This window comes from Microbacterium sp. MYb54, from assembly GCF_002979515.1.
Taxonomy (GTDB): Bacteria; Actinomycetota; Actinomycetes; order Actinomycetales; family Microbacteriaceae; genus Microbacterium.
Window position 1 is genome coordinate 35,587 of sequence record NZ_PCPA01000021.1, and the last position, 22,829, is coordinate 58,415.

Annotated in this window: 19 protein-coding genes; 10 read left to right on the forward strand and 9 right to left on the reverse strand. The window is 67.8% G+C overall.

Annotated features, from left to right (window positions below; all coding sequences use genetic code 11):
- Positions 1-124 precede the first annotated feature (124 nt).
- Genes CQ040_RS17180 through CQ040_RS17190 form a run of 3 tightly spaced genes read right to left on the reverse strand, consistent with a single transcriptional unit; the run spans position 125 to position 3,101 of the window.
- Positions 125-925 carry an acetoacetate decarboxylase family protein gene (locus tag CQ040_RS17180; RefSeq protein WP_105528610.1) on the reverse strand — a complete coding sequence of 267 codons (801 nt, stop codon included), beginning with the start codon at positions 923-925 and terminating at the stop codon, positions 125-127.
- Positions 926-933: 8 nt separating this feature from the next.
- A complete protein-coding gene (gene gntD / locus CQ040_RS17185) occupies positions 934-1,977 on the reverse strand; it encodes a guanitoxin biosynthesis L-enduracididine beta-hydroxylase GntD (protein ID WP_105528611.1) in 1,044 nt (347 codons plus the stop codon).
- On the reverse strand, positions 1,974-3,101 hold the full coding sequence (locus CQ040_RS17190; RefSeq protein WP_181157040.1) for an aminotransferase class I/II-fold pyridoxal phosphate-dependent enzyme: 1,128 nt from the start codon (positions 3,099-3,101) through the stop codon (positions 1,974-1,976). The genes gntD and CQ040_RS17190 overlap by 4 nt, the downstream gene beginning before the upstream one ends.
- 336 nt (positions 3,102-3,437) lie before the next feature.
- Here CQ040_RS17190 and CQ040_RS17195 point away from each other — a divergent pair, with 336 nt between their 5' ends.
- From CQ040_RS17195 to CQ040_RS17205, 3 genes are all read left to right on the forward strand, one after another.
- Entirely contained in the window at positions 3,438-4,586 is a 1,149-nt protein-coding gene (locus tag CQ040_RS17195; RefSeq protein ID WP_105528613.1) for an ROK family transcriptional regulator, read from the forward strand.
- 107 nt (positions 4,587-4,693) lie between these two features.
- Positions 4,694-5,623 (forward strand): polysaccharide deacetylase family protein, encoded by a 930-nt coding sequence (locus CQ040_RS17200; RefSeq protein ID WP_105528614.1) that lies wholly within the window; start codon positions 4,694-4,696, stop codon positions 5,621-5,623.
- Entirely contained in the window at positions 5,581-6,945 is a 1,365-nt protein-coding gene (locus CQ040_RS17205) for an MFS transporter (protein WP_258133047.1), read from the forward strand. The genes CQ040_RS17200 and CQ040_RS17205 overlap by 43 nt, the downstream gene beginning before the upstream one ends.
- Before the next feature lie 3 nt (positions 6,946-6,948).
- Here the strand turns inward: CQ040_RS17205 and galE are convergent, their stop codons facing one another.
- The 3 genes from galE to galT are packed head-to-tail and all read right to left on the reverse strand — an operon-like array spanning position 6,949 to position 10,347.
- Positions 6,949-7,929: a UDP-glucose 4-epimerase GalE gene (galE, locus tag CQ040_RS17210; RefSeq protein ID WP_105528615.1), complete on the reverse strand. Its 981-nt coding sequence runs from the start codon at positions 7,927-7,929 to the stop codon at positions 6,949-6,951.
- A 49-nt stretch (positions 7,930-7,978) separates the two neighbouring features.
- Positions 7,979-9,172, reverse strand: a complete 1,194-nt coding sequence (galK, locus tag CQ040_RS17215; protein WP_105528616.1) for a galactokinase — start codon at positions 9,170-9,172, stop codon at positions 7,979-7,981.
- Positions 9,169-10,347 carry a galactose-1-phosphate uridylyltransferase gene (galT, locus tag CQ040_RS17220; RefSeq protein ID WP_374954153.1) on the reverse strand — a complete coding sequence of 393 codons (1,179 nt, stop codon included), beginning with the start codon at positions 10,345-10,347 and terminating at the stop codon, positions 9,169-9,171. Before galT ends, galK begins: the two co-directional genes overlap by 4 nt.
- Positions 10,348-10,548: 201 nt before the next feature.
- Here galT and CQ040_RS17225 point away from each other — a divergent pair, with 201 nt between their 5' ends.
- A complete protein-coding gene (locus CQ040_RS17225) occupies positions 10,549-11,505 on the forward strand; it encodes a LacI family DNA-binding transcriptional regulator (protein WP_181157110.1) in 957 nt (318 codons plus the stop codon).
- A 116-nt stretch (positions 11,506-11,621) separates the two neighbouring features.
- On the opposite strand, the gene CQ040_RS17230 is transcribed toward CQ040_RS17225, so the two are convergent.
- Positions 11,622-13,805 (reverse strand): alpha-L-fucosidase, encoded by a 2,184-nt coding sequence (locus CQ040_RS17230; RefSeq protein ID WP_105528619.1) that lies wholly within the window; start codon positions 13,803-13,805, stop codon positions 11,622-11,624.
- A gap of 154 nt (positions 13,806-13,959) precedes the next feature.
- Positions 13,960-15,249, reverse strand: coding sequence for an alpha-L-fucosidase (locus CQ040_RS17235; RefSeq protein ID WP_181157106.1), 1,290 nt, complete (start codon positions 15,247-15,249; stop codon positions 13,960-13,962).
- 77 nt (positions 15,250-15,326) lie between these two features.
- Here CQ040_RS17235 and CQ040_RS17240 point away from each other — a divergent pair, with 77 nt between their 5' ends.
- The 4 genes from CQ040_RS17240 to CQ040_RS17255 are packed head-to-tail and all read left to right on the forward strand — an operon-like array spanning position 15,327 to position 19,589.
- Positions 15,327-16,349, forward strand: coding sequence for a LacI family DNA-binding transcriptional regulator (locus CQ040_RS17240; RefSeq protein ID WP_181157108.1), 1,023 nt, complete (start codon positions 15,327-15,329; stop codon positions 16,347-16,349).
- 44 nt (positions 16,350-16,393) lie between these two features.
- Positions 16,394-17,731 (forward strand): ABC transporter substrate-binding protein, encoded by a 1,338-nt coding sequence (locus CQ040_RS17245; RefSeq protein WP_105528622.1) that lies wholly within the window; start codon positions 16,394-16,396, stop codon positions 17,729-17,731.
- Positions 17,728-18,675, forward strand: a complete 948-nt coding sequence (locus CQ040_RS17250) for a carbohydrate ABC transporter permease (RefSeq protein WP_105528623.1) — start codon at positions 17,728-17,730, stop codon at positions 18,673-18,675. The genes CQ040_RS17245 and CQ040_RS17250 overlap by 4 nt, the downstream gene beginning before the upstream one ends.
- On the forward strand, positions 18,672-19,589 hold the full coding sequence (locus CQ040_RS17255; protein ID WP_105528624.1) for a carbohydrate ABC transporter permease: 918 nt from the start codon (positions 18,672-18,674) through the stop codon (positions 19,587-19,589). The genes CQ040_RS17250 and CQ040_RS17255 overlap by 4 nt, the downstream gene beginning before the upstream one ends.
- 40 nt (positions 19,590-19,629) lie before the next feature.
- Here the strand turns inward: CQ040_RS17255 and CQ040_RS17260 are convergent, their stop codons facing one another.
- The gene (locus CQ040_RS17260; RefSeq protein WP_105528625.1) at positions 19,630-20,631 is read right to left on the reverse strand and encodes a LacI family DNA-binding transcriptional regulator; all 1,002 of its coding nucleotides are present in this window, start codon (positions 20,629-20,631) and stop codon (positions 19,630-19,632) included.
- A gap of 229 nt (positions 20,632-20,860) precedes the next feature.
- Here CQ040_RS17260 and CQ040_RS17265 point away from each other — a divergent pair, with 229 nt between their 5' ends.
- Together CQ040_RS17265 and CQ040_RS17270 are read left to right on the forward strand one after the other, a co-directional pair.
- Positions 20,861-22,024, forward strand: coding sequence for a Gfo/Idh/MocA family protein (locus CQ040_RS17265; RefSeq protein ID WP_105528626.1), 1,164 nt, complete (start codon positions 20,861-20,863; stop codon positions 22,022-22,024).
- A 7-nt stretch (positions 22,025-22,031) separates the two neighbouring features.
- The coding region (locus CQ040_RS17270) for a DUF993 family protein (RefSeq protein WP_146113971.1) at positions 22,032-22,829 on the forward strand (798 nt) is incomplete at its 3' end.

Here is a 22,829-nt window from a genome sequence, read left to right on the forward strand (position 1 = left end):
AGTGAGTCCCTCGAGGCATGCGAGGTCGGTCTCAAGTGCGCCGCTCAGCGACATTTCAGGCGCAGGGTTCGCTGACGCTGTCCGGAAAGAATGCCACCCGGACGCCCGGATTCCTGCCCTCAGGTCAGCGCCCGTCATCACTAAGCAACTTCCCCCCGGTCAACGTCTCCGAGAAGGAAAACCTATATCCGTCAAGCACTTCAACCGGCCTCAACCTAGAGAGCTCATCGTGCGGAGAGTCAAAGAAGCTGAGGTCAGCCTGGCCTGCCCATACCTCGGAGACTTGCTGATCGGTGCTTCCACCGGTGACCAGTTCGCACACACCCGCCCCGCCGGGAGCCCACTGCGGGAAGATTCTGCTGTGAGCGAGAGGAGCTGTCATTAGCTCGGGCGGCTCGGCGACGACTCGTTCCAGGGTTACTCCTATGCTCGCGAGCCGGTACCCCGCCGATGAAAGGGTGCCGCGGAACATGCCACCGGCGTCGATTCTCGGCGAGGCTTGACCGACGGGAAATGACCGCGTCATGCCGATCTCCCCGAGCTTCTTGGGATAGCCCTGGATGTGACCTCGCAGGAGCGAGAAGTCTTTGTCTACCCAGCAAAAGGGACTGCGCACGACGGCTTCACCGTTGAACTTTGCCTTCAGCGCGATATAAAACTCGCGATACTGTCCGAGAAGAGGCTCCGCCACCTCATGTTGATCCTGTGACAGAGACTGCCAGTCCCCAACGATAACTGCGCCTCTTGGATCGTCCTCATCCGGAGTTAGGCCCTTTGGGAGCAAGCCCTGCAGGACAGCGGGTTCCATTAGGAACTCGACCATGAGCACGTCGCCAGCAAAGTGCCAGGGTGGCGGGGCGACCAGGGCCGTTGTTCCGGAGGGAGATAGGGGGAGGGTGTAGCCCCTCAGTTCTGTATTCGTCATTGTTACACCTAGACCATTACGCGGGTGGATGGGGAGCTCCTGTATTCCATGGAGTCTCGAAGGTTCCTGACGAGGTTGAGGCGTTTCAGCCAACGATCAGTGCCGTCGAACTTCGCTTGGAAGGAGTCCCGTCCGTGCACCGCGCGATAGTTGTCGAGAAAGAGGACATCACCGGGCTCTAGGATCACTGGTTCTAGGCGTGACGCGACCTCTTCAGCGAGCGATGCATAGGCCTCCGCTGCTAGGTCGTCTCCATCGATAGCGCGTGCGAAATACTGATCGGCCCGAAGGTAGGGGCGTTCACGCGCGCCAAACAGCAGCGACACCGGTGCAGGAGAGTCCCGCATGTGTTCCAAGCGCGTAAGCCCCCGTGCAAGCAACTCAGCCCCGAGGCTGGCGCGAACGGTCGCACTGATTGGCTGAAAATGGGAACCGTCGGGGACGATCTCGAAACGCGGTTCACGGAGAACGGCGGCTGTACGGGCGTCGAAGGACATGGTGTCCACGCTGGCGACAGTCGTGCCGGTCGCAGAATGATTTCGGAGACACATCAGACCGAGGTAGTCCGCGCGCAGATCCGAGAAGCCGTCTTCGGTGTGCCACGTAAGGACGGTGTTGCTCCCAGAGCCGAGCTGCTTGTCCTCGTCGCCCTCCACAGGGACGATGTCGTGCATCAACCGAGCATCCTGCTTCGTCGACCATGCCGCCGACTCGCCTAGGATCGTTGCGCACAGATAGAAGAAGACTTCAGCCGTGAGTGTGGGGCCCGACGAACCAGCCTCGCGCCACGTTGCAGGAGTCGGGCCGAGCGCATCATCGTCGAGGACGAAACCCCGCACCAGGCAAGCAGCAGAAGGCTCCTTGAGGCGAAACTCATACAGATGCCGACGTAGGGCAAGCGGCAATCCGTGCGCAAGGACGGGAGCGTCCTCATGGAAGCCAGAGTCTTCAACGGTGTGTAGCCCTCCGCTGAGTATCTGGCCCAGGAGCGCATCGATCTCAGCAAGGTCTTTGGCGGTGAGGAGATAGGCGGAGGGGATGAGGCCGGTCACGCGACTGACTCCAGCTTCCGGCTGGACATGACATCGATGAGAGTTGTGACGAGACGTTGGATCACACTTTCATCTCGTGACAACGCGATTCTGAGCGTGCGGCGTCCTTGCGAAGGGTCACTCCAATGGAACTGGTCGCAGGGTAGAACGTGCATACCGGTGAGGTGTAGTTCTTCGCGCACTTCTGTGGCAAGGTCCGAGGACTCGAACTCAAGTCGAAGCACGCTCACTCGAGCCTCTTCGTCCAACACTCTGACGTCGCTCAGGGAACGAACGGCATCGGAGACGATACGCCTGTTGCGGGAGATCAGTTGCTGCATCTTCTGCATCCCGCCAGCCATAGAGTCTCGGGACAGCTCCCTCACTAGCGCGAGCACCAGCGGTGAAACGCTAAGCAAGATATCGCTTAGCGCGTGTTCAACTTGCTTCCGCCAGTGTCGGCTCACTGCGACAAAACCGAGCTTCATTTCGAGCACCGGCCAGAGTTTCCCCGAGTCTTCGACAATGATGTACCGGACGCCACTTGACTCCAAGAGCGAGTAGTGGTCGAACTGGGCTCGAGGGTCAAACCCGCGGAAGGATGTGTCCAGACATAGCGTCAGATCGTACTCAAGGCACAACGTCACATACTCGCGGAGTTCGTGTTCGTTGACGACCTGCCCTGTCGGGTTGTTCGGCGTGGTGAGAAACAGTACCGAGGCTCCACCCTCCACTGCCGCGCGTACGCGCTCGGTCGGCCTCAGCCCCTCTTCGATCGGGACGACCGGAAGCACACGGTTCATCAGGTCGTGGAGGTTGTCAAAGGTTGGATGCAGGAGGCCAACCCTTGAGCCCGATTCCGCGAAAGCTGCCGCGACTGCCATCGTCGCCACCGAGGAAGAATAGACGCTGAAGACCCGTCCATCTGCTATCGGCGCGGAGTGCTGTCCGAGCAGCGAGAAGAACGACTCTTTGCATTCATACTCAAGGTCGGCGAGCGGCCGCACGGCCGCCTCCGCAAAAAGGACGGGAAGGCGCTGCACGATCGTCGCCTGCGAGGTCGTGAGCGTTTGCCGCGGATGCCCATCTGTGAGGTTGAAGGCCGCGTCGATCGCTAGTTGCTCAAGCTCCGTCAGACTCTGCAAGAGTGCTCTCCTCATACTTTCTGTGACGACCGCTACGGCAGCGACCGTCAGGCTTACCATTTTAGGTTTCAGCAATCTGAAATGTTACCTTCTGCCACGAGGTGCCGCCTGCGCGCACAAGCACCCCACACATCCGCGGACCCGCCTGGTGGGACCCCACCCGACGGCGACCCCACCGGCAGTGACCACCCCGGCGCGGTGACCGCTGCACCGTCTCGACCAGACTCGGTGCGAAGTATCGACCTGTGCGACACGATGTGGCATGCTTGCGGGCACTGCGCCCGGCACAGAAACTCGGCGCGGGACGCGACGACGAGAGGCGACTCCGGAACACCTATGTCCAGACCACTTGCGGGGCCGCAGGGCCTGCTACGCACGCTCAACGGCCGCGCAATTCTCGAGACTCTCGCGCGCAGTGGTCCGCAGACTCGTGCCGAGCTGATGTCCGCCACCGGCCTGTCGCGCACCGCCGTCACCCAAGTGCTGCGGATGCTCGAGAGCGCGGGAGCCGTCGCCGCCGCGGGACTCGACCGCGAGACGCGTGGGCCTGCGGCCGGACGCGTCGAATTGCACCCGCGCCTCGGGTTCGCCGCCGCTGTGCACGTCGATCACCATGCCGCCCACGTCGTGCTGGTCGATGCCACCGGGACCGTGCGTGCCGAGGAGCACGCCGCCTTCCCCGGAACCGACGATCGCGTCGCGCACATCGTGGCGCTCGTCGACCGGTGTCGTCTTTCGGTCAAGGCGGCCAAGGGAGCCGTGCACCTCGCCGTCGTCGGGGTGCCCGGCATCGTCACTGCAGATGGAGGCATCCGCGACGACCTTGGTCCCGACGGGGGCGCATTCCGCTCCGCCCTGGCCGCGGCACTCGACTGCTCGGTCCGCGTCGAGAACGACGTCAACCTCGCCGCCCTCGCCGAGCTCACAGCCGGTGTCGGCGGTGACCTCGCCAGCTTCGCGCTGCTGCTGCTCGACGACGGCCTCGGAGCCGGCATCGTGATCGACGGCGCCCTGCACCGCGGATTCTCCGGCGTCGCCGGCGAAGTCATGTACCTGCCGCAGACACCCATCCCGATCGGCGCACCCCTCGTGGGAGACGCGGTGGTCGGTGACCTCGCCCTCGGCGTCGGCCGCGATGCCGAGGCGACTCTGGCCGATCATCTGGAGGCGGCCGTCCTGGGAGACGACGCGGCGATCCAGATCGTCTCCGAAATCGCCCGCCGGATCGTTCTCGTGGCCGGCAGCGTGGGGCTGGTGCTCGACCCGGAGGCCTTCATCCTCAGCGGCAAGGCAGCTCACCCGGCACTCGTCACCGCGATCAAGCGCATCGCCGACGAGTACGAGGCGCAGCTCCCTCTCCGGATCCTCGTCTCGTCTTTCGGTCCGGAGGCTCCGCTCGTCGGTGCTGTCGACGAAGCGGCCGCTGCGCTCCGAGGCGAACTCTTCACCCGCATCCTCACCCCCGCTCCCAAGGGCACCCGCTGAGCACCGACCCGCTGAACACGACCCGCTGAGCACCACCCGCTGAGCACCACCCGCTCGAGCACCACCCGCCCGAACGCCCCCGCTGCCCATACCCGACAGGACCCCCGATGACCGCACCCTCCGACCTCGCCGACCGCCTCGGGCTCGCCCCCGGCGCCAGGGCGATCATCATCAACGCGGATGACTTCGGCATGTGCCATGCGGCGAACACCGCCATCGTCGACCTGCTGACTGCCGGCCGGATCGACTCGACGACACTGATGGTCCCGTGCTCGTGGTCCCCGGAAGCCCTCGCCTTCGCTGCATCTCGCACCGACCTCGACATCGGAGTGCACCTCGTCCTCACCAGCGAGTGGGCTCGCTACCGGTGGCGTCCGCTCACCGGCACCGCTACGAGCCTCGTCGACGCCGCGGGATTCTTCCCGACCGATGTCCTCTCGGTCGAGCAGAACGCCTCCGACGACGATGTCGCTGCCGAGCTCTCCGCCCAACTGCAGAAGGCGCTCGATGCCGGTGTCGACGTCACGCACCTCGACAATCACATGGGCTCGGTCTACGGACTCGTGACCGGCCGTGACTTCCTCCGTCCGGTTTTCGAGCTCGCCGCACGGCACGGCCTCCCGTTCCGGCTGCCCCGCAGCATGGACGGTGTGGGCGAGGGTTCCGCGTTGCAGACCCAGCTCGATGGCGCAGCGGCGGCCGCGGACGGAATCGGTGTCGAGATCATCGATCGGCTGTGGTCGCATCCCTTCGAACTCCGCGCCGAAGGCACACCAGACGAGGAGACGTACGAGCAGATGCGCGACGGCTTCATCGCTCTGCTGCGAGCCGTGCCGGCCGGGGTCACCGAGATCTACCTGCATCCGATGGTCGATGACGACGAGCTTCGTGCGGCCGTCGACTTCAGTGCCGCGAAGCGCGGCTACGAGCTGCGTCTACTGAGCGACCCGGCAGTGCTGCAGGCGATCGAGGATGAGGCGCTCGTGCGCGTCGGGTGGCGCGACCTGCGCGACCTGCAGCGGGCGGGCTCGCGGTGACGTCGCTTCGCGAGCGTCTGCGCGACCGGCGCCTCGATGCGGCGCCCACCAGAGGGCAGACGATCGCCTTCGGAGCATCGGGGTTCCCGACGCAGCTCATGGCGCAGACGTTCTCGGCCTTCGTCGTCTACTTCTACGTCTCCCACCTCGCGGTGCCGGCGGGGTGGGTGGCGGTGGCGATGATCGTCCACGGCATCCTGAACGCCGTGCTGAACCCCGTCGTCGGCGCTCTCTCGGATCGGCTGCGCACCCCGTGGGGGCGTCGCATCCCCTGGATCGGCCTCGGAATCGTGCCGCTCGTGGTGGCATTCGCGCTGGTCTGGATGCCGCCGGAGCTTCCCGTCGCGGGCCTCATCGTCTGGTTCCTCGTCGTCGTCGCGGTGTACGACGTCGCGTTCGTGGTGGTGGTGCTGAACATCTCGGCACTGTTCCCCGAGATCTTCCGCACCACCGAGGAGCGCTCCCGCGGCAATGTGCCGCGGCAGATCTTCGCGATCCTGGGCATGGTGCTCGGCACGGCCGGTGCCCCCGCTCTCTACAGCGCGATCGGCTGGCCGGGCATGGCCATCGTGCTCGCCGCGGTCTGTCTGGTCCTGCTGGTCTGGTCGTTCTTCGGCGGGATGATCGAGCGTCGGGTTCCAGAGGCGGCATCCGCGGCCATGCGCTGGAGCGACCAGCTGAAGTACACGTTCCGCAATCGGGCCTTCGTCCCGTACGTGCTCGGATCGCTGTTCGTGCAGACCTCGATCGCCGTGATCCTCGCCGCGATCCCCTTCTACGTGCGCTACTCCCTGCACGCACCTGAGGGGGAGGGCAGCCTGCTGCTCGGCACCATCTTCGTCACCGCGATCCCCTCGATCGTGCTGTGGAGCGCGGTCGTGCGTCGCACCTCGCCTCGCACCGCGGTGTTGTGGAGCGTCGCGGTGTTCGGTGTGGCCGTGCTCGGCTACCTCGCCCCGTCGAACGTGCTCGGGGCGGCCCTGGTCGGTGTGGCGGTCGGCGTGGGTGTCGGCGGACTGCTGCAACTGCTCGAGGTCATGCTCGCGCAGATCATCGATGAGGATGCCGTGCGCACCGGCCACCGTCGTGAAGGCGCCTACTTCGGGGTGAACGGATTCGTGGTGCGCGGCTCGGTGGTGCTGCAGGCGATCGTCGCAGCGGTCGTGCTGACAGCCTCCGGTTTCGATGCCACGCTCGGCGACGCGCAGCCCGAGACGGTGGACGGCGGCATCCGCCTGATGCTGGCCGTCGTCCCGCTCGGTTTCACCGCCCTCGCCTGGCTCTGCTTCTGGCTCTATCCCATCCGCACCCGCGACCTCTGACGCCTAGGAAGCAGCAGCCTGCCGCGCCTCCCACCCGGTGCGCACCATCTCGTCCACCGAGTACCGCATGCTCCAGTCGAGGTCACGCGCTGCGAGCTCGCCGGTCGCCACGATGCGGTCGGGGTCGCCGGCACGCCTCGGGCCGATCTCGGGTGTGAAGTCGATGCCCGTGACGCGGACCATGGCATCCATGATCTGCTTCACGCTGAGCCCGTCGCCGGAACCGAGGTTGTAGGCGGCCTCGATCGGGCGGCCGTCGGCGAGGCGCTGAGCCGCCGCGACGTGGGCCGCGGCGATGTCGCCCACGTGCACGTAGTCGCGCACGTTCGTGCCGTCTTCGGTGTCGTAGTCGTCGCCGTTGATGCGGGGGGTCTTCCCCGCGAGCAGCGATTCGAACACGATCGGGAACAGGTTGTGCGGGCTGACGTCGTAGACCGTCGGATCGGCCGAGCCGACCACGTTGAAGTACCGCAGCGAGGTGTGACGCAACGGGCGCTCGGAGTCTGCCGTCGCGATGGCCTGGTCGCGAAGCAGCCACTCGCCGATGAGCTTCGACTCCCCGTAGGGGCTGGCGGGCTTCTTGGCGGTGTCTTCGACGACGAGTGCGACGTCGGGGGTGCCGAACACCGCGGCCGACGACGAGAACACGATGTTCGAGACCCCGGCGGCCTCCATCGCTTCGAGGACGACCCTGGTGCCTTCGACGTTCTGCGCATAGTTGTGCAGGGGGCGCTGCACCGAGACGCCCGCGTATTTGAAGCCTGCGACGTGGATCACGCCTTCGGCCTCGTGGTCGCGCAGCGTCTTCTCGACGAGCTCGCGGTCGAGGATGCTGCCCTGCACGAATGCCACACCCTCTGGCACGAACGATGCGACTCCGCTGGACAGGTCGTCGAGCACGACGGGGGTCAGCCCGGCGTCTGCGAGGGCGCGCACGACATGGGCTCCGATGTAGCCGGCGCCACCGGTGACGATCCAGGACATTGCTCTCCTCTTCCGCCGCGGAATCGTCGCGGCCCGATGGATCATTCTGTCATGCGTCGCGGCGCGGGCCGGCGGACGGGGTGACCGTGAACAGCAGGGGAGATGCGAACCGTGAGGCGGCGAAGGCTGCGTTCACCGCGGCCGAAACACGGTCGACGGCAGCCAGCTCGACCAGGGCGATAGCGGCTCCTCCGAACCCGCCACCGGTCATCCTGGCCCCCAGTGCGCCGGCGGCCAGTGCCGTGTCGACAGCGGTGTCGAGTTCGGGGGTCGAGATCTCGAAGTCGTCGCGCATCGAGGCGTGCGACGCGACGAGGAGGTCGCCGATCGCCCGCACGCCCTTTTCGCGGAGCAGCTGCACAGTGTCGAGCACACGCTGGTTCTCGGTGACGATGTGGCGCACCCGTCGGAAGGTCACGTCGTCCATGAGGTCCTGAGCCCTCGGCAGGTCGGCGATCGACACGTCGCGCAGCGCAGGCACGCCCATGATCGAGGCCCCGAGTTCGCAGGATGCTCGGCGTTCACGGTAGCCGCCGGTGGAGTGCGCGTGCTTCACGCGGGTGTCGATCACGAGGATCGCGAGCCCGGCTTCAGCGACGCCGAGCGGCACGAGCTGAGTCTCGAGCGACCGGCAGTCGAGGAAGATCGCTGTGTCGGGTTCGCCGAGCATCGACGCCATCTGGTCCATGATGCCGGTGGGTGCGCCGACGGCCTCGTTCTCGGCCCGCCTTCCGATGCGGGCGAGGGCGGTGCCGTCGAAGCCGGTTCCCCACAGCTCGTTCAGCGCGGATGCCGTCGCGCCTTCGATCGCGGCGGACGACGAGAGCCCCGCGCCCACTGGCACGTCGGAGGCGATCGCGATGTCGAGTCCACCGAACGGACCGCCCGCGCCTGCGGCCTGACGCAGAGCCCAGGCGACGCCGATTGGGTAGGCGGCCCATTCCGGGACAGCCGGATGCGCGCCGGGTGCCGTGGGGAACAGCCGGTCGAGATCTTCGAGGGCGACTTCGACAGGCTCATCGGCGAAGGTCGAGCCGACCAGGACCCGACCGCGATCGTCGTCGCGGCGGCCGACCGCGGCGACGGTGCGCTGCGGAATGGCGAACGGCAGCACGAAGCCGTCGTTGTAGTCGGTGTGCTCGCCGATGAGGTTCACGCGGCCGGGAGCCGACCAGAGGCCGTCAGGGGTGCGCCCGGTGAGCGCGGTGAAGAGGGTTCGTGCGGCGTCGTGTGCGGCGGTCATGCGGATGCTCCTGCGTCGTTCTGGTCGTGCGATGCGCGTTCGATCGCGTCGCGGAGGCGCGCTGCGCCCAGCTCGGGCGGCACCTCGGCGGCCCAGGCCCACATCGCGGCCTCGGAGCCGGCGAGGAACTTCAGCTTGTCGGCGGCTCGGCGAGGGCTCGTCAGCTGCAGGTGCAGGCGCACGGTGTCGCGACCGACGTGCACGGGGGCCTGATGCCACGCCGCGATGTACGGCGTCGGGGAGTCGTAGAGGGCGTCGACGCCGCGCAGCAGCCGCAGGTAAAGGGGCGCGAGCTCGTCGCGTTCAGCCTCGGTCGTCTCGGCGAAGTCGGGCACGTGGCGGTGTGGCATCAGGTGCACCTCGAGCGGCCAGCGTGCGGCGAACGGCACGAACGCCGTCCAGTGCTCGCCCTGGAACACGACACGCTCGGAGGCCTGCTCCGACTCGAGGATGCGCTGGAACAGGTCGGGCGCGGTGCGGTCGATCGACTCCAGCACGCGGGCGGTGCGCGGAGTCACGTACGGGTAGGCGTAGATCTGACCGTGCGGATGCGGCAGGGTCACACCGATCGCCTCGCCCCGGTTCTCGAACGGGAAGATCTGCTCGATGCCCGGCAGCTGCGAGATCGCGGCCGTGCGATCGGCCCAGGCCTCGATGACTGTGCGGGCGCGGGTGACGGTCTGCGTGCCGAACGAGCCTGCGGGCTCGGGGCTGAAGCAGACGACCTCGCACCGCCCGACAGAGGTGCGGGTGCGTCCGAGGCCGAGAGCTGCGAGGTCGTCGAGCCCGCGCGGGGGGTTCGAGGCCTCCGGCGCGGTGCCGACGGCCGCGGCGAGTGCGGGGCCGAATGCGGGGGAGCGGTTCTCGAACACCGCGACGTCGTAGCGCGACGGCACCTCCGACGGGTTGTCGGGCGTCTGCGGCGCCAGAGGGTCGGCGTGCACGCCCGGCATCATGACCCGGTTCTGCCGGTTCGCGGCGACCGTGATCCAGTCTCCGGTGAGCACGTCGAGGCGCATCGTCGCGGTGTCGGGGCGAGGGTCGAGGGTACGGGCATCGACGGCGCGCTCGGCTCCGAGCGCGGTGCCGGGATCGTCGTAGTAGATGAGGTCTCGGCCGTCGGCGAGCGTGGTGGCGCGTTTGACGACGCCGGCGCCGAGCGTCTCGGAGTGCAACTCGGGAAGATCGTGCGTGTTCACGTAAACATGGTACGCACAGAGCCGTGATAACGTCAACACGGCGGACATGTGAGCCCGAGTCGTGACCCGAGTGACGACCGGCACTGCGGACGGAGGATGCGGGTGACCGAGAGCGAACGCGACCAGGTCGAGGGCTCCGGCCCCGCGCGGCAGCGGCAGTCTTCCGGCCGCGTGTCGATGGCCATGGTCGCCGCGAGCGCCGGGGTCTCCGGCCAGACGGTCTCGCGGGTCGTCAACGGCAGTCCGCGAGTCGACCCCGACACCCGCGCGCGCGTTGAGAACGCGATGGCAGCGCTCGGCTACCGCCCGCACCGTGCGGCTCGCGCTCTGCGCACCGGCCGCTCGCAGACGATCGGACTCGTCGTCACCACGCTCGCCACGGTCGGCAACTCTCGGATGCTGCAGGCCACAGCCGAAGCGGCGGCGGAACGCGGATACGCTCTCACCCTCGTGACAGCGGCCGACGGCGTCGCCGAAGCGTTCGACCGACTGGCGGAGCAGGAGGTCGACGGCGCCATCGTCCTGAACGAGGCGTCGGCGCTCGTCTCCGACGCGCAGCGTCCAGCGGGACTGCGTCTGGTCGTGGTCGATGCGCCGATCGACGCCGGTTTCGCGTCGGTGCACAGCGACCACGCGGGCGGCGCGTCCGTGGCCACGAGTCGGCTCCTCGCCCTCGGACATGCCACCGTGCACCACCTCGCGGGGCCCGCCGACTCCTTCGCCTCGTTCGAGCGCGAGCGGGGATGGCGCGAGACGCTCATCGCGGCGGGCATCCGTCCTCCCGCCGTCGTCCGCGGGGACTGGAGCGCGGACTCCGGCTATGCCCAGGGGCAGGCGCTGGCCTCGGCCTCAGCCGTCTTCTGCGCCAACGACCAGATGGCGCTCGGGCTGCTGCGGGCGCTTGCCGATTCCGGCCGTCGCGTGCCGGAGGAGGTCGGTGTGATCGGCTTCGACGACGTGCCGGATGCCGCGAACTACCGCCCGCCGCTGACCACGATCCGTCAGGACTTCGAAGCCCTCGCCCACCGCGCGGTGTCGGTATTGGTCGGAGCGATCGAGGGCACTTCGGAAGTCTTGGAGGCTGACGTCATCCCGACGGTTCTCGTCGAGCGCGCGAGCACCTCGTCCCGCTGAGCCCTCGTCCCGCTGAGCCCAGATGCGCTGAGCCCGGAAGCGCGGATGCGCGGATGCGCGGGCGGGCGGGTGCTCGCTCATGTGGAGCCGGCACCCGCCCACCCGGTCGTGCGTCGTCAGCGGCAGGCGACGGCGGCGTACTCGATCGTGCGGGTGAACGTGCGGCCGTCTGCTGTCGAGCCCGTGACGGTCGTCGTCCCTGCCGGGATCCTCTTGAGCTTCGTCTTCACCGTGACGTCTCGCGTCCTGTCGGCGTGAACGCTCTCGATCTCCTTCGTGCCGTAGGCGGTGGCGATGCTCACCGAGACGGGCGCGCCCTCGCCGTTCGTCACCGATGCGTTCAGGTAGGCCTTCGCGCCGCGGCAGGTCGCGACGACGGTGGCTTCGACGGCGACCTCCGGGGGAGCGGCGGTGATCCGCAGGGCGTCGAGCTGCAGGTACGAGCCGCCGGTGCGGACGACCTTCAGCGTGTGAGAACCCGCAGGGAGGCCCTGGACCGATGCCAGAACGCTCTGCGGCGTGTGTGACGGTGCCGTCAGCGAGAACGAGTCGACCTTGGCCCCGTCGATGTAGACATCGCCGACGCTCGCGGCCGAGTCGATCGGGCCGAGCGCGTCGATCCCGGTGCCGGTGAAGGCGTATTCGAACGAGGCATCGAGCGTCTGGGTGTAGGTGACGTCGAGGAGGTGGTCCCCGGCGCCGGTGCGGTTGCTCGCTGTGGCCCAGCCTTCCGAGTACGAGATGCCGCACTCGGTGTTGTTGATCAGTGCGCCGGGTTCAGGGGCGACGGGACCCGCCGCCAGCTTCTCGATCTCGGCCATCGATGTCGGTGAGGGCACTCCGGGGTAGTGCATCATCAGGTTCAGGCTGACCGCGCCGTTGCGGGCGAGGCGATCGCTGACGGAGCACTGCAGCCCGGCCGCGGTCTGCAGGGTCGTGATCGGCATGTTCGCGCTGTTGACTCCCCAGTCCTGCTCCATCCGCTGCATGCAGTGCTGGAGGAGGCCCGCATCCTTGCCGGAGACGATGATGCCGTCTCCGCCCACGGCGGGCGAACCCGCTCCCGGCCGGTCGACGCACCCCTCCTCGCCGAAGGCCACGTCCTGGAACTCGGTGTAGTCGGCGACGATCCAGTTGTTCCACGACACGAGGCGCGCGGGGTTGCCTGCACGCGCGACCGCACCCAGCTCCTCGAAGTCGGCCGGGTAGTAGATCAGTCCGTCGTCGAAGAACCAGCCGTCGAGCTTCGTGCCGTAGCGCTCGCCGATCTGCGTGACGATCGTCTTCCAGTTCTCGAGCGCGGTGGAGCGGTCGCCGAGCCCGGTCGGGGTGAATGTGTCCGGCCACTGCTGCGCCTGCCAGAAGTCGGTCGAGTTGTATCCGAGGTGCTCGTCCTGACCGATGTGGTAGTAGAGCAGGAACATGATCCCGCGCTCCTCGAACGCATCGGCCAGCTCGCCGATCAGGTCGCGTGACGCGGTGCGGTTCCCGTTGCCGACGATGTCGTCGACCGCGGAGATCGGCGCCTGCATCGTGTAGTTCCACCACGTGATCGACCAGATGACGTGCTCGACTCCCGCCTCCTCGACCAGGTCGGCGAACGCCTCGACGTCGAAGTCATCGGTGTGGGTCTCGAGGTCGGGGTTGGCCCCGGTCGCGGGGAACGACCATCCCCCGTACTGGAACATGAGTCCCATCCCGGACTCGGAGAGTTCGACCCTGGTCGCCTCCGACGCCTGCTTGAAGGCGGCGACGCGAGCCTGGTAGTCGGCCCACGCGCCGGCGGGCACGAGCTCGATCGACTTGATCGACTGCCCGGAACCGCTCGTGTGGGCGAGGGTCAGCGTGCTCGTCCCGGCGGGGAGGGCGATCTCGCCGCCATCCGTGCGCGTCCACCCCGATGCGGTCGTCGTGATCGTCGTCACAGCGCCGGCGCTCGACGTGAGAGTGAGGGTGGATCCGGTGCCGAGGTCTGCGAGCAGCGAGATCCGGTACGAGGTCGGCTGGGCGGACGACACCGACCAGGTGACGGAGCGGCTGCCGTCGATGAAGCCGTCGGTCCAGAAGTGCTTGGGCTGCGCCGCCGGGCGATTGACGGCGAGGCCGGGGGAGAGCTCGCCGCTCGCGGTGAGGAGGGTGATCGGCTGCTCGAAGTCCGCCGCCTGAGGCAGGGGGACGGTGGGGGTGGCGGCGATCGCCGGCGTCTGGACGGTGGCGGCCAGCAGGCCTCCGACCAGAGCGGCGACCGCCATCGTGGCGATCCGGGCGCGGGTTCCGCGCCTGGCGGGAATGGTCTTCATCAGGGTCTCCGCATCGTTGCGACTGATCTCTCGAGGACGACACGCATGGTACGCGTATCGTTGGCGATGGTACGCGTAGCATCCTCCGGAACGCAAGACCCACCGGCTCCGAGGCGGAGTGGCGGCCGGCCTGGAGGGGCGCGTCGAGAGCGGATCAGGCCAGCGGTGCCAGGTGTACTTCGATCACCGGCATGAGGCTGTCGGCGACATCCCGCGGCACCGTGATCTCGAGGTCTCCGCGGGGATCGGTCGACCCTGCATGCACGTCGGGAAGACTCGGGACGGCCTCGTACTCGAGGGCGCTGTCGGTGCCGAGAACCCGCACGCCGCGGACGCGCCGCACCGGCACCCCGCGGAGGACGAGGCGGTCCCACGGGCGCAGCGTGCAGTACGCGAAGAGCCGGATGCCGTCGTCGGCTGTCCTGGCGGCGAGCGGGACGGGGCCGCTGATCCGATCCGGTGCGGCCGTGAGGCCGTACACGGCCTCACGGTTCCGCGACACCCACGCGCCGAGTTCGGTGAGCCGTTCGCTCGCCTCCGCGGGGAACGTGCCGTCACCCTTCGGACCGACGTTGAGGAGGAGATTGCCGCCGGCGGCGATCGTGTGGATGAAGCGGTCGAGGATCGTCGCGGTGCTCTTCCAGCGTTCGTCGTCGGTAGTCCACCCCCAGGACTCGTTCATGGTGAGGCACACCTCCCAGGGCTGCGCCGGTGCCGCGTCCGGAAGCTGCTGCTCCGGGGTGAGGAAGTCGCCCTGGCCGAGGCAGCGGTCGTTCACCAGGCAGTCGGGCTGCAGGGAGCGGACGTGCTCGCGTATCCCGGCGAAGTCCCATTCCTCGGCGGTGTGCTCGAATTCACCGTCGAACCAGAGCACGGCCACGTCGCCGTAGTTCGTGAGCAGCTCGGTGATCTGGCCGCGCATGAACGCGTGGAACCTCGCCCACTGCGCCGGCGACGTGCGCACGTAGGAGCCGATCCGGTACGGCTTGGTGGTGGTGGCATCCGTCATCCGCGGGTAGTCCTCGTGATGCCAGTCGGGGAACGAGAAGTAGAAGCCGATCCGGATGCCGCGGGCGCGCAGCGCGTCGACGAGCTCGCGCGTGATGTCGCGCCCGAACGGCGAGGTGCGCGTGATGGAGTAGTCGCTCAGTGCGGTGTCGAACATCGCGAAGCCGTCGTGGTGCTTGGTCGTGAACACCGCGTAGGTCGCGCCCGTCGCGGCGATCGCATCCGCCCACTCAGCGGCATCGAAACCCTGGGGGTCGAAGAGAGCCGCATTCGCGAAGTACTCCTCCGTCGGCACCGGCTCCCGGGCGGGGAACTGTCCTTCGACGCCTCCGGTCAGCTGCCACGAGAGCTCCCATCCTCGGCGGGCGGCGTGCCCGAAGTGGATGAAGATGCCGAGTGCGGCTCCGGGGAACCAGCTGGCGGGGGTGAGGGACATCGTTGCTCCTTCGAGGTTGTGCATTCCTTTATGGTACGCATATCATGATACGCGTACCGCACACGAGGAGGTGGACGATGGCAACGATGCGCGACGTCGCACGACGGGCAGCAGTGGCGCCCATGACCGTCTCCCGCGTGCTCAACGATCCGGGCAGCGTGGCACCGAAGACGCGAGTGCGGGTCGAGCAGGCCATCCACGACCTGAAGTACGTGCCGAACATGATCGGGCAGGGGTTGCGACACCAGCGCACCATGACGCTCGCGCTCCTCGTGAGCGACATCACGAACCCCTTCGCGATCCAGCAGATCACCGCGGTCAGCGACGCGGCGCGCGCGGCCGGATACACCGTGATCTTCGCCCACACGCAGGCGGACCCCGCCGAAGAGATGCGGCAGCTGCGCTCCATGATCGAGCGCAGGGTCGACGGCATCATCCTCTCGCCCGTCCGCAACGGCCCCGAACCCGTCGACTTCGTGCAGCAGGCCGGATGCGAGATCGTCGTGATCGGCTACCGCATGCCGGAGAACGATGTGGATGCGGTGCGCTGCGACTCGCGCTCCGCCGCCGCCGAGCTCACCGAGCATCTCCTCCTCCTCGGGCACCGCCGCATCACGATGCTGAGCGGACAGCGCGAGATCGTCACGGCGGTCGACCGGGCGGACGGATACCGCGACGCGATGGACGCGGCAGGACTCCCTGTCGACATCCGGTATGGAGACTTCACCATCGCCAGCGGCTATGCGATGGCAGAGGGCGTGCTCGACGCGCCATCCGGTCCCACCGCGCTCGTCACCGCGAACAACTTCATCGCCATCGGCGCGGCGCGGCGCGCGAGCGAGAGGGGCGCCACGATCCCGGACGACCTGTCGATCGTCACGTTCGACAACGCCCGCACCGAGATCGTGCACGACCCGTTCTTCACCGGCATCGTCCAACCCGTCGATGCCATGACGCGCCAGGCGACCGCGCTGCTGCTCGAGCGCCTCGACCGGGAGTACTCGGGACCCGGACGCGACATCGTGCTGCCGACGGTGCTCGACGTGCACGGCTCATCCGCGGTTCCGAGCGAGCAGCGCCCGGAACCGATCTTCTCCTGAACGCCCCACCCGGGGGCACAATCACAAGGAAGCGAAGGAACACCATGAAGCGATTCGTGAAGACGGCATCCCTGGCCGCTCTGACCGTCGCGGCTGTCGCCCTGGCGGGCTGCGGTTCGAGCGGCGGTGTCGGCGGCGATGAAGGCGTCGAGCAGAACACCTCCGAGAAGGCGACGATCACGTACTGGACGTGGTTCCCGCCGGAGGCGACCCTGAACGCCGCGATCGACGCGTTCGAGAAGGCCAACCCGAACATCACCGTGAAGCTCAAGACCTTCACCAACGAGGACTACCAGAAGCAGCTGCCGCTGGCCCTCAGCGGCGACGAGAGCATCGACGTGGTCGGCGTTCAGGTCTCGGCGATGACCAACACGGTCAAGGACTACCTGCTGCCGGTGAGCGACTGGGGTGCCGATCTCGTCGGCGGACTCAACGAGTCCATGGTCGCGCAGACCGAGCAGATCGCCTCGGACGGCGAGCTGTACTCGCTTCCGATGGGCTCCATCGGCAGCGCCGTCATGTACTACAACGCGGCGATGCTCGACGGGCTCGGGATCGCGGTGCCGAAGACAGCGGACGAGTGGAAGACCGCTGTCGCCGCCGTCGAGGCCGCGAAGCCCGACGTCACTCCCGTGGTCTTCAGCGGTGAGCCGTACTGGCAGGAGGAGATGCTGTTCACGATCGCCGAGCAGACCTCGCCGGGACTCTCCGACGACATCATCGGCGGCAGCGGCTCCTGGGACCAGCCCGCGCTGGTCGCGGGGCTCAACGCCTACAAGTCGCTGTTCGACGACGGCATCGTCGGCTCCGACGTGCTGAGCCTGCAGGGCAGCCGACCGAGCGAGCTGTTCGCCTCCGGCGAGGCGGCCTTCTTCATCGACGGCTCGTGGCAGAACTCGCTGCTGTCCGCCTCAGGACGTGCGGCTGCCGGGATCGACCTCGAGGATGTCGGTGCTGCGCCGCTGCCGCTGGTCGACGGCGGCGAGCCTGCCATCCGCGCCCTCGCCGAGGGTGGCCTCGCGATTCCGGCGAACTCGAAGAACGTCAAGGCGGCGACCGCGTTCATCTCCTTCCTGCTGAGCCCGGCCGGTGCCGACATCTGGGCGAAGGACCTGATCCTGGTCCCGAGCCTCACCGGCTATGAGGTCTCAGAGGACGTGCTCGAGACGGATGCGGCGCGTGCCGGCTACGCGGCCGTGAGCGCCGTGATCGCCGACCCGACCTCACAGCGAAACAGCCAGCAGGACTTCCTGAACAAGGTCGAGGGCAACGCGATCCTCGACGTGCTCCGCGGCACGACCTCGGCAGAGGACGCCGCGGCCCAGATGCAGTCCGAGTGGGACTCGGGTCGCTACCCGCACGGCGAGAGCGGGGCGCAATGACGGAGACATCCGTCATCGGCACGGAAGGATCCCGGGGGCGGCGCAAACGTCGCCCCCGGGCTGCCGGCGGCCCGCTGCGCAAGCACGGCGGCTGGATCGCCCTGCTCTTCCTGGCTCCGCTGCTGATCTTCTACGGCGTGTACTACCTCTACAGCTTCGGCATCCTCGGGGTCGTCAGCACGCAGCAGGTCGGGCTGACCTTCCGCAACGCGGTCGACGTCGGCGCGCAGAACTTCGTCCTCGTGCTGGGGGATCCGTCGTTCCAGCAGTCGCTGCTGAACACCGTGCTCTTCGGACTGTTCAGCGTGGTCGTCGCGATGACGCTCGGCTTCGTGCTGGCGATGATGATGGCGTCGGGGGTGAAGCTCCGCAGGCTCTTCTACACCGTGTTCCTGCTGCCGTCGCTGATCCCGATGTCGCTGTTCGCGACGGTGTTCGGACGGATGCTCGAGACGCGCGACGGGGCGCTCAACCAGGCTCTCCGCGCCACCGGACTCGGATGGGTCGCGCCGGACTGGCTCGGCGACCCCGCTGCCGCCTACGTGGCAGTGGGCATCCTGCTCACCTATGGCATCGGTCTGCCGATCATGTACTACACGACCGATGTCGCCCAGGTGAACGCGTCGATCATCGAGTCGGCGGTGCTGGACGGCGCGAGCGTCTGGCAGATCTACCGCATCATGCTGTTCCCGCTGCTGCGCACGACACACATCACGGTGGCGCTCTCGGTGCTCCTCGGCAGCTTCCGCGCGTTCGACATCATCTACTTCTCCACTGGCGGACAGCCGGGCGGTCGGACGGACATCGTCGGCACCTACATCTACAGCGCGACGCTCGGCGCAGACCGGGTCGGCTTCGCAGCCGCGGCATCCATCATCGTGCTGATCGTGGCGCTCGGGATCTCGGTGCTCCAGATCCTCACCCAGCGGAAGGCGAACCGATGACGACCACGGCATCGACGAAGGCGGTCTCGACGGCCGCATCGACGATCACGGAACGACAGCGTCGGCGTGCCGAGGCCAAGAGCGAGGAGAGCGAGGAATCGCTCCCGATCAGGGCCCGTCGAGTCGACCGGATCGTGATCTACGCCTTTCTCGCGATCTTCGCGCTGGCCTTCGCCGCCCCGCTGATCAATGCCGTCCAGATGTCGGTGGCCGTCGGCGGCATCGGCAACTACTGGGCTGTGCTGACCCGGCCGCTCAACGGCGTCTCGATCCCGCAGACGTTCCTCAACAGCGCGATCGTCGCACTGTTCCACGCGCTCCTCGTCTGCACGATCGGCGCGCTCGCCGCCTACGCGTTCTCCTTCGTGCCGTTCCGCGGGAAGGAGGCGCTGTACTACGGCGTGCTCCTGTTCCTCGCGGTGCCGGCGACGGCCATCCTGGTTCCGGTGTACTTCCTCAGCGGCACGCTGAGCCTGTTCAACACGCATCTCGGGGTCGCATTGCCCGAGGCGGTGCTGACACTGCCGTTCGCGGTGCTTCTGCTGCGCAACCGGATGGATGACATCCCGAGGCAGCTCGTCGAGGCCGCGATCATCGACCGCGCCGGGCATTTCCGCATCTTCTGGAGCATCGCCGTCCCACTCAGCCGCGGGCCGCTGATCAACCTGGCCGCGCTGAGTGTGATGTGGTCGCTGCAGGACTTCGTGTTCCCTTCAGTGCTGCTGCGCTCCGCCGAGCTCACGACCGCGGCGCAGGCCGTGCAGTCGATCCGCAGTGCCTTCGCGCCGACGCCGCTGGAGTCGTCGCAGTACTACGCCGCGCTGGTCCTGCTCGGCGTCCCGGCACTGATCATCATCGTGTTCGCGTTCCGCTTCGTCACGAAGGGGCTCGCGGCCGGCGGAGTGAAGGAATGAGTCGGGTGCCCGGGTGCCCGGGTGACGGTGCGGGTCGGGGTCAGCCGGGGTGCGGTCCGGCGGCGGAGCTGTGCGTGTCGAGCTCCATCAGTCGCACGACATCGCGGCCAGGACCCTCATGGCGCTCGGTGGCGCGCTCGAGGAGCATGTCGGTCGCGAGGGCGGCGAGCTCCCGCACCGGCTGCACCATGCCGGTGAAGAACGGGTCGAAGGCGATCTCGGTGCCGATGTTGTCGAACGTGACGACTGAGACGTCTTCCGGGATCCGCAGGCCGAGGTCGCGGGCCCTGCGTGCGGCTCCGAGCCCGATGAAGTTGCTGGCGGTGACGAGTGCGGTCGGGCGATCCTTCGCCGTGAGGACGTCGCCGGCCATGGCGTACCCGCTCGCGATGCTGAAGGCGCCGAAGCGGATGTCTTCGCTGAGCCCCGCGGCCTGCATCGCCGCACGGTATCCTGCTGCCCGCTCTCGGGCCGTCACCGCCTGCTCCGTGCCGCTGAGCATCGCGATGCGGGTGTGGCCGAGGTCGATGAGGTATTGCGTGAGGCGGTGGGCGCCGTCCTCGCTGTCGCTGCGTACGACGTCGACGTCGTTGTCGGGCATCGGGTAGTCCAGTACCACGATCGGCACGCCCTGCTCCTGCACGAACCGCACCGCGTCGGGAGTGTTCAGCACCGGAGAGAGCACGATGCCGTCGACGCGGCGCTCGACCAGGTGCCGAAGCTGTGCGAGCTCTTCCTCGGGCGATGAGTCGGTGTGGGCGAAGATCAGGTTGTACCCCTGCGACTTCGCCGCCTCGCTGACGCCGAGGATCTGCTCGGTCGCGAACGGGTTCGAGATGTCGCCGACGACGAGGGCGATCACCATCGTCTGCTTGTTGCGCAGCCCCAACCCGAGGCGGTTGGGGACGTAGTTGAGATCCCGGATCGCCCGCTGCACGCGCTCGCGCGTGGCCTCGGCGACGGTCTCCGGACGGTTGATGACGCGCGACACCGTCATGGGGGCGACGTCTGCGCGTTTCGCGACCTCACGAATGGTCGCCATAGTGCACCTTCGTCGTCGCAGGAGTCGTCACTCGCCCATCCTGTCATGGCGGGTGTCCGCGCAGACGGCGGAGGCCCGGGAGCGCGTCGGCCTGCCGGATGGATCTCGGCTGCACCGGGTCGGCGGCCTGCGGTTGCGATCGTCCCGAGTCTCGTGGCATGATCTCGGAAAGCGCTTTCCCAGTTGGTGGGGCAAGCGCGAACAGCTTCCTGCGACAGAACGGAACACCATGGCCCAGGCGAACACCCGCGAGATCGGCATCATCATGAACGGCGTCTCCGGACGCATGGGATATCGGCAGCACCTGGTGCGCTCGATCCTGGCGATCCGCGAGGAGGGCGGCATCGAGCTCTCCGACGGTTCGAGGATCACCGTGAAGCCGATCCTCGTCGGCCGCAGCGAGGCCAAGCTCGCCGAGCTCGCAGCGAAGCACGGCATCGAGGACTGGACGACCGACCTCGACGCCGCCCTCGCCGACCCGCAGTGGGAGATCTACGCCGACTTCCTGGTGACCAAGGCCCGCGCCACCGCGATCCGCAAGGCCATCGCCGCGGGCAAGGCGATCTACACCGAGAAGCCCACCGCCGAGTCGCTCGACGAGGCGCTCGAGCTCGCGCGTCTCGCCGACCAGGCGGGTGTGAAGACCGGGGTCGTCCACGACAAGCTCTACCTCCCCGGGCTGCAGAAGCTCAAGCGCCTGATCGACTCCGGCTTCTTCGGCCGCATCCTCTCGGTGCGCGGTGAGTTCGGCTACTGGGTCTTCGAGGGCGACTGGCAGCCCGCGCAGCGCCCGAGCTGGAACTACCGCACCGAAGACGGCGGAGGCATCATCACCGACATGTTCCCGCACTGGAACTACGTGCTCGAGAACCTCTTCGGCGAGGTCAAGAGCGTCTACGCGCAGGCGGCCGTGCACATCGCCGACCGCTGGGACGAGAAGGGCGAGCACTACACGGCCACCGCCGAGGACGCGGCCTACGGCATCTTCGAGATCGAGGGGGGAGTGATCGCCGAGATCAACTCCTCGTGGACCGTGCGCGTGAACCGCGACGAGCTGGTCGAGTTCCAGGTCGATGGCACGCACGGCTCTGCCGTCGTCGGACTGTTCGGCGCGAAGATCCAGCCCCGCAACGCCACCCCGAAGCCGGTGTGGAACCCCGACCTGGAAGACACCCGCGACTACGACGCCGACTGGCAGGACGTGCCGACCAACGAGGTCTTCCTCAACGGCTTCCGCCAGCAGTGGGAGGAGTACCTGGTCTCGTACGTCGAGGGCACCGACTACCCGTTCGACCTGCTCGCGGGCGCCCGCGGTGTGCAGTTCGCGGAGGCCGGCCTGACCTCCAGCGCCGAGGGTCGCAAGGTCGCCCTGTCGCCGTTGAGCCTGGGCTGAGGCGCGCATGAGCACCCTGCGACTTCTCCGGGCGAACGGTGAGACCGCCGACGTGGCCCTCAACGATTCCGGCGCCTACACGCGTCCGACCGCCCCGCTGCAGAGCCGCGTCGCGTACGCCGCCGCCCACGTCGTGCCCAAGGTGCACGCCGACAACACTCCGGGGCAGCCGGCCGACATCGACTGGGATGCCACGCTCGCATTCCGCCGCAACGTGTACTCGTGGGGGCTCGGGGTCGCCGACGCCATGGACACCGCGCAGCGGAACATGGGCCTGGATGCCGCAGCCACCCGCGAGCTGATCGCCCGCAGCGCCGAGGTCGCCCGTGAGGAGGGCGGATCCGTCGTGGTCGGCGTCAACACCGACCACGTCGAGGAGACGCACATCTCGCTCGACCAGGTGATCGCGGCCTACCAGGAGCAGCTGCACTTCACCGAGGAGCAGGGGGCCGGCCCCGTGCTCATGGCCTCCCGGCACCTCGCCCGCGTCGCGACAGGTGCCGCCGACTACCGCCGCGTCTACCGCGAGGTGCTGTCGCGCGCGACCACGCCGGTGGTGCTGCATTGGCTGGGCACCGCGTTCGACCCCGAGCTCGCGGGCTACTTCGGCGCGGCCGACTGGCAGACCGCATCCGAGGTGCTCCTGCAGGTCATCGAGGAGAACCCCGGCAAGGTCGCCGGTGTGAAGATGAGCCTGCTGAACGCCGAGTCCGAGATCGCAGTGCGCGGCCGTCTCCCCGAGGGCGTCCGCATGTTCACGGGCGACGACTTCAACTACGTGAGCCTGATCGCCGGCACCCCCTCC

Bases quoted from the DNA above. Each gene is read 5' to 3' on its own strand.
- CQ040_RS17180 (WP_105528610.1), bottom strand. From the start codon at position 925: ATGACGAATACAGAACTGAGGGGCTACACCCTCCCCCTATCTCCCTCC.
- CQ040_RS17195 (WP_105528613.1), top strand. From the start codon at position 3,438: ATGTCCAGACCACTTGCGGGGCCGCAGGGCCTGCTACGCACGCTCAAC.
- CQ040_RS17200 (WP_105528614.1), top strand. From the start codon at position 4,694: ATGACCGCACCCTCCGACCTCGCCGACCGCCTCGGGCTCGCCCCCGGC.
- galE (WP_105528615.1), bottom strand. From the start codon at position 7,929: ATGTCCTGGATCGTCACCGGTGGCGCCGGCTACATCGGAGCCCATGTC.
- galK (WP_105528616.1), bottom strand. From the start codon at position 9,172: ATGACCGCCGCACACGACGCCGCACGAACCCTCTTCACCGCGCTCACC.
- CQ040_RS17225 (WP_181157110.1), top strand. From the start codon at position 10,549: ATGGCCATGGTCGCCGCGAGCGCCGGGGTCTCCGGCCAGACGGTCTCG.
- CQ040_RS17230 (WP_105528619.1), bottom strand. From the start codon at position 13,805: ATGAAGACCATTCCCGCCAGGCGCGGAACCCGCGCCCGGATCGCCACG.
- CQ040_RS17235 (WP_181157106.1), bottom strand. From the start codon at position 15,249: ATGTCCCTCACCCCCGCCAGCTGGTTCCCCGGAGCCGCACTCGGCATC.
- CQ040_RS17240 (WP_181157108.1), top strand. From the start codon at position 15,327: ATGGCAACGATGCGCGACGTCGCACGACGGGCAGCAGTGGCGCCCATG.
- CQ040_RS17245 (WP_105528622.1), top strand. From the start codon at position 16,394: ATGAAGCGATTCGTGAAGACGGCATCCCTGGCCGCTCTGACCGTCGCG.
- CQ040_RS17250 (WP_105528623.1), top strand. From the start codon at position 17,728: ATGACGGAGACATCCGTCATCGGCACGGAAGGATCCCGGGGGCGGCGC.
- CQ040_RS17255 (WP_105528624.1), top strand. From the start codon at position 18,672: ATGACGACCACGGCATCGACGAAGGCGGTCTCGACGGCCGCATCGACG.
- CQ040_RS17260 (WP_105528625.1), bottom strand. From the start codon at position 20,631: ATGGCGACCATTCGTGAGGTCGCGAAACGCGCAGACGTCGCCCCCATG.
- CQ040_RS17265 (WP_105528626.1), top strand. From the start codon at position 20,861: ATGGCCCAGGCGAACACCCGCGAGATCGGCATCATCATGAACGGCGTC.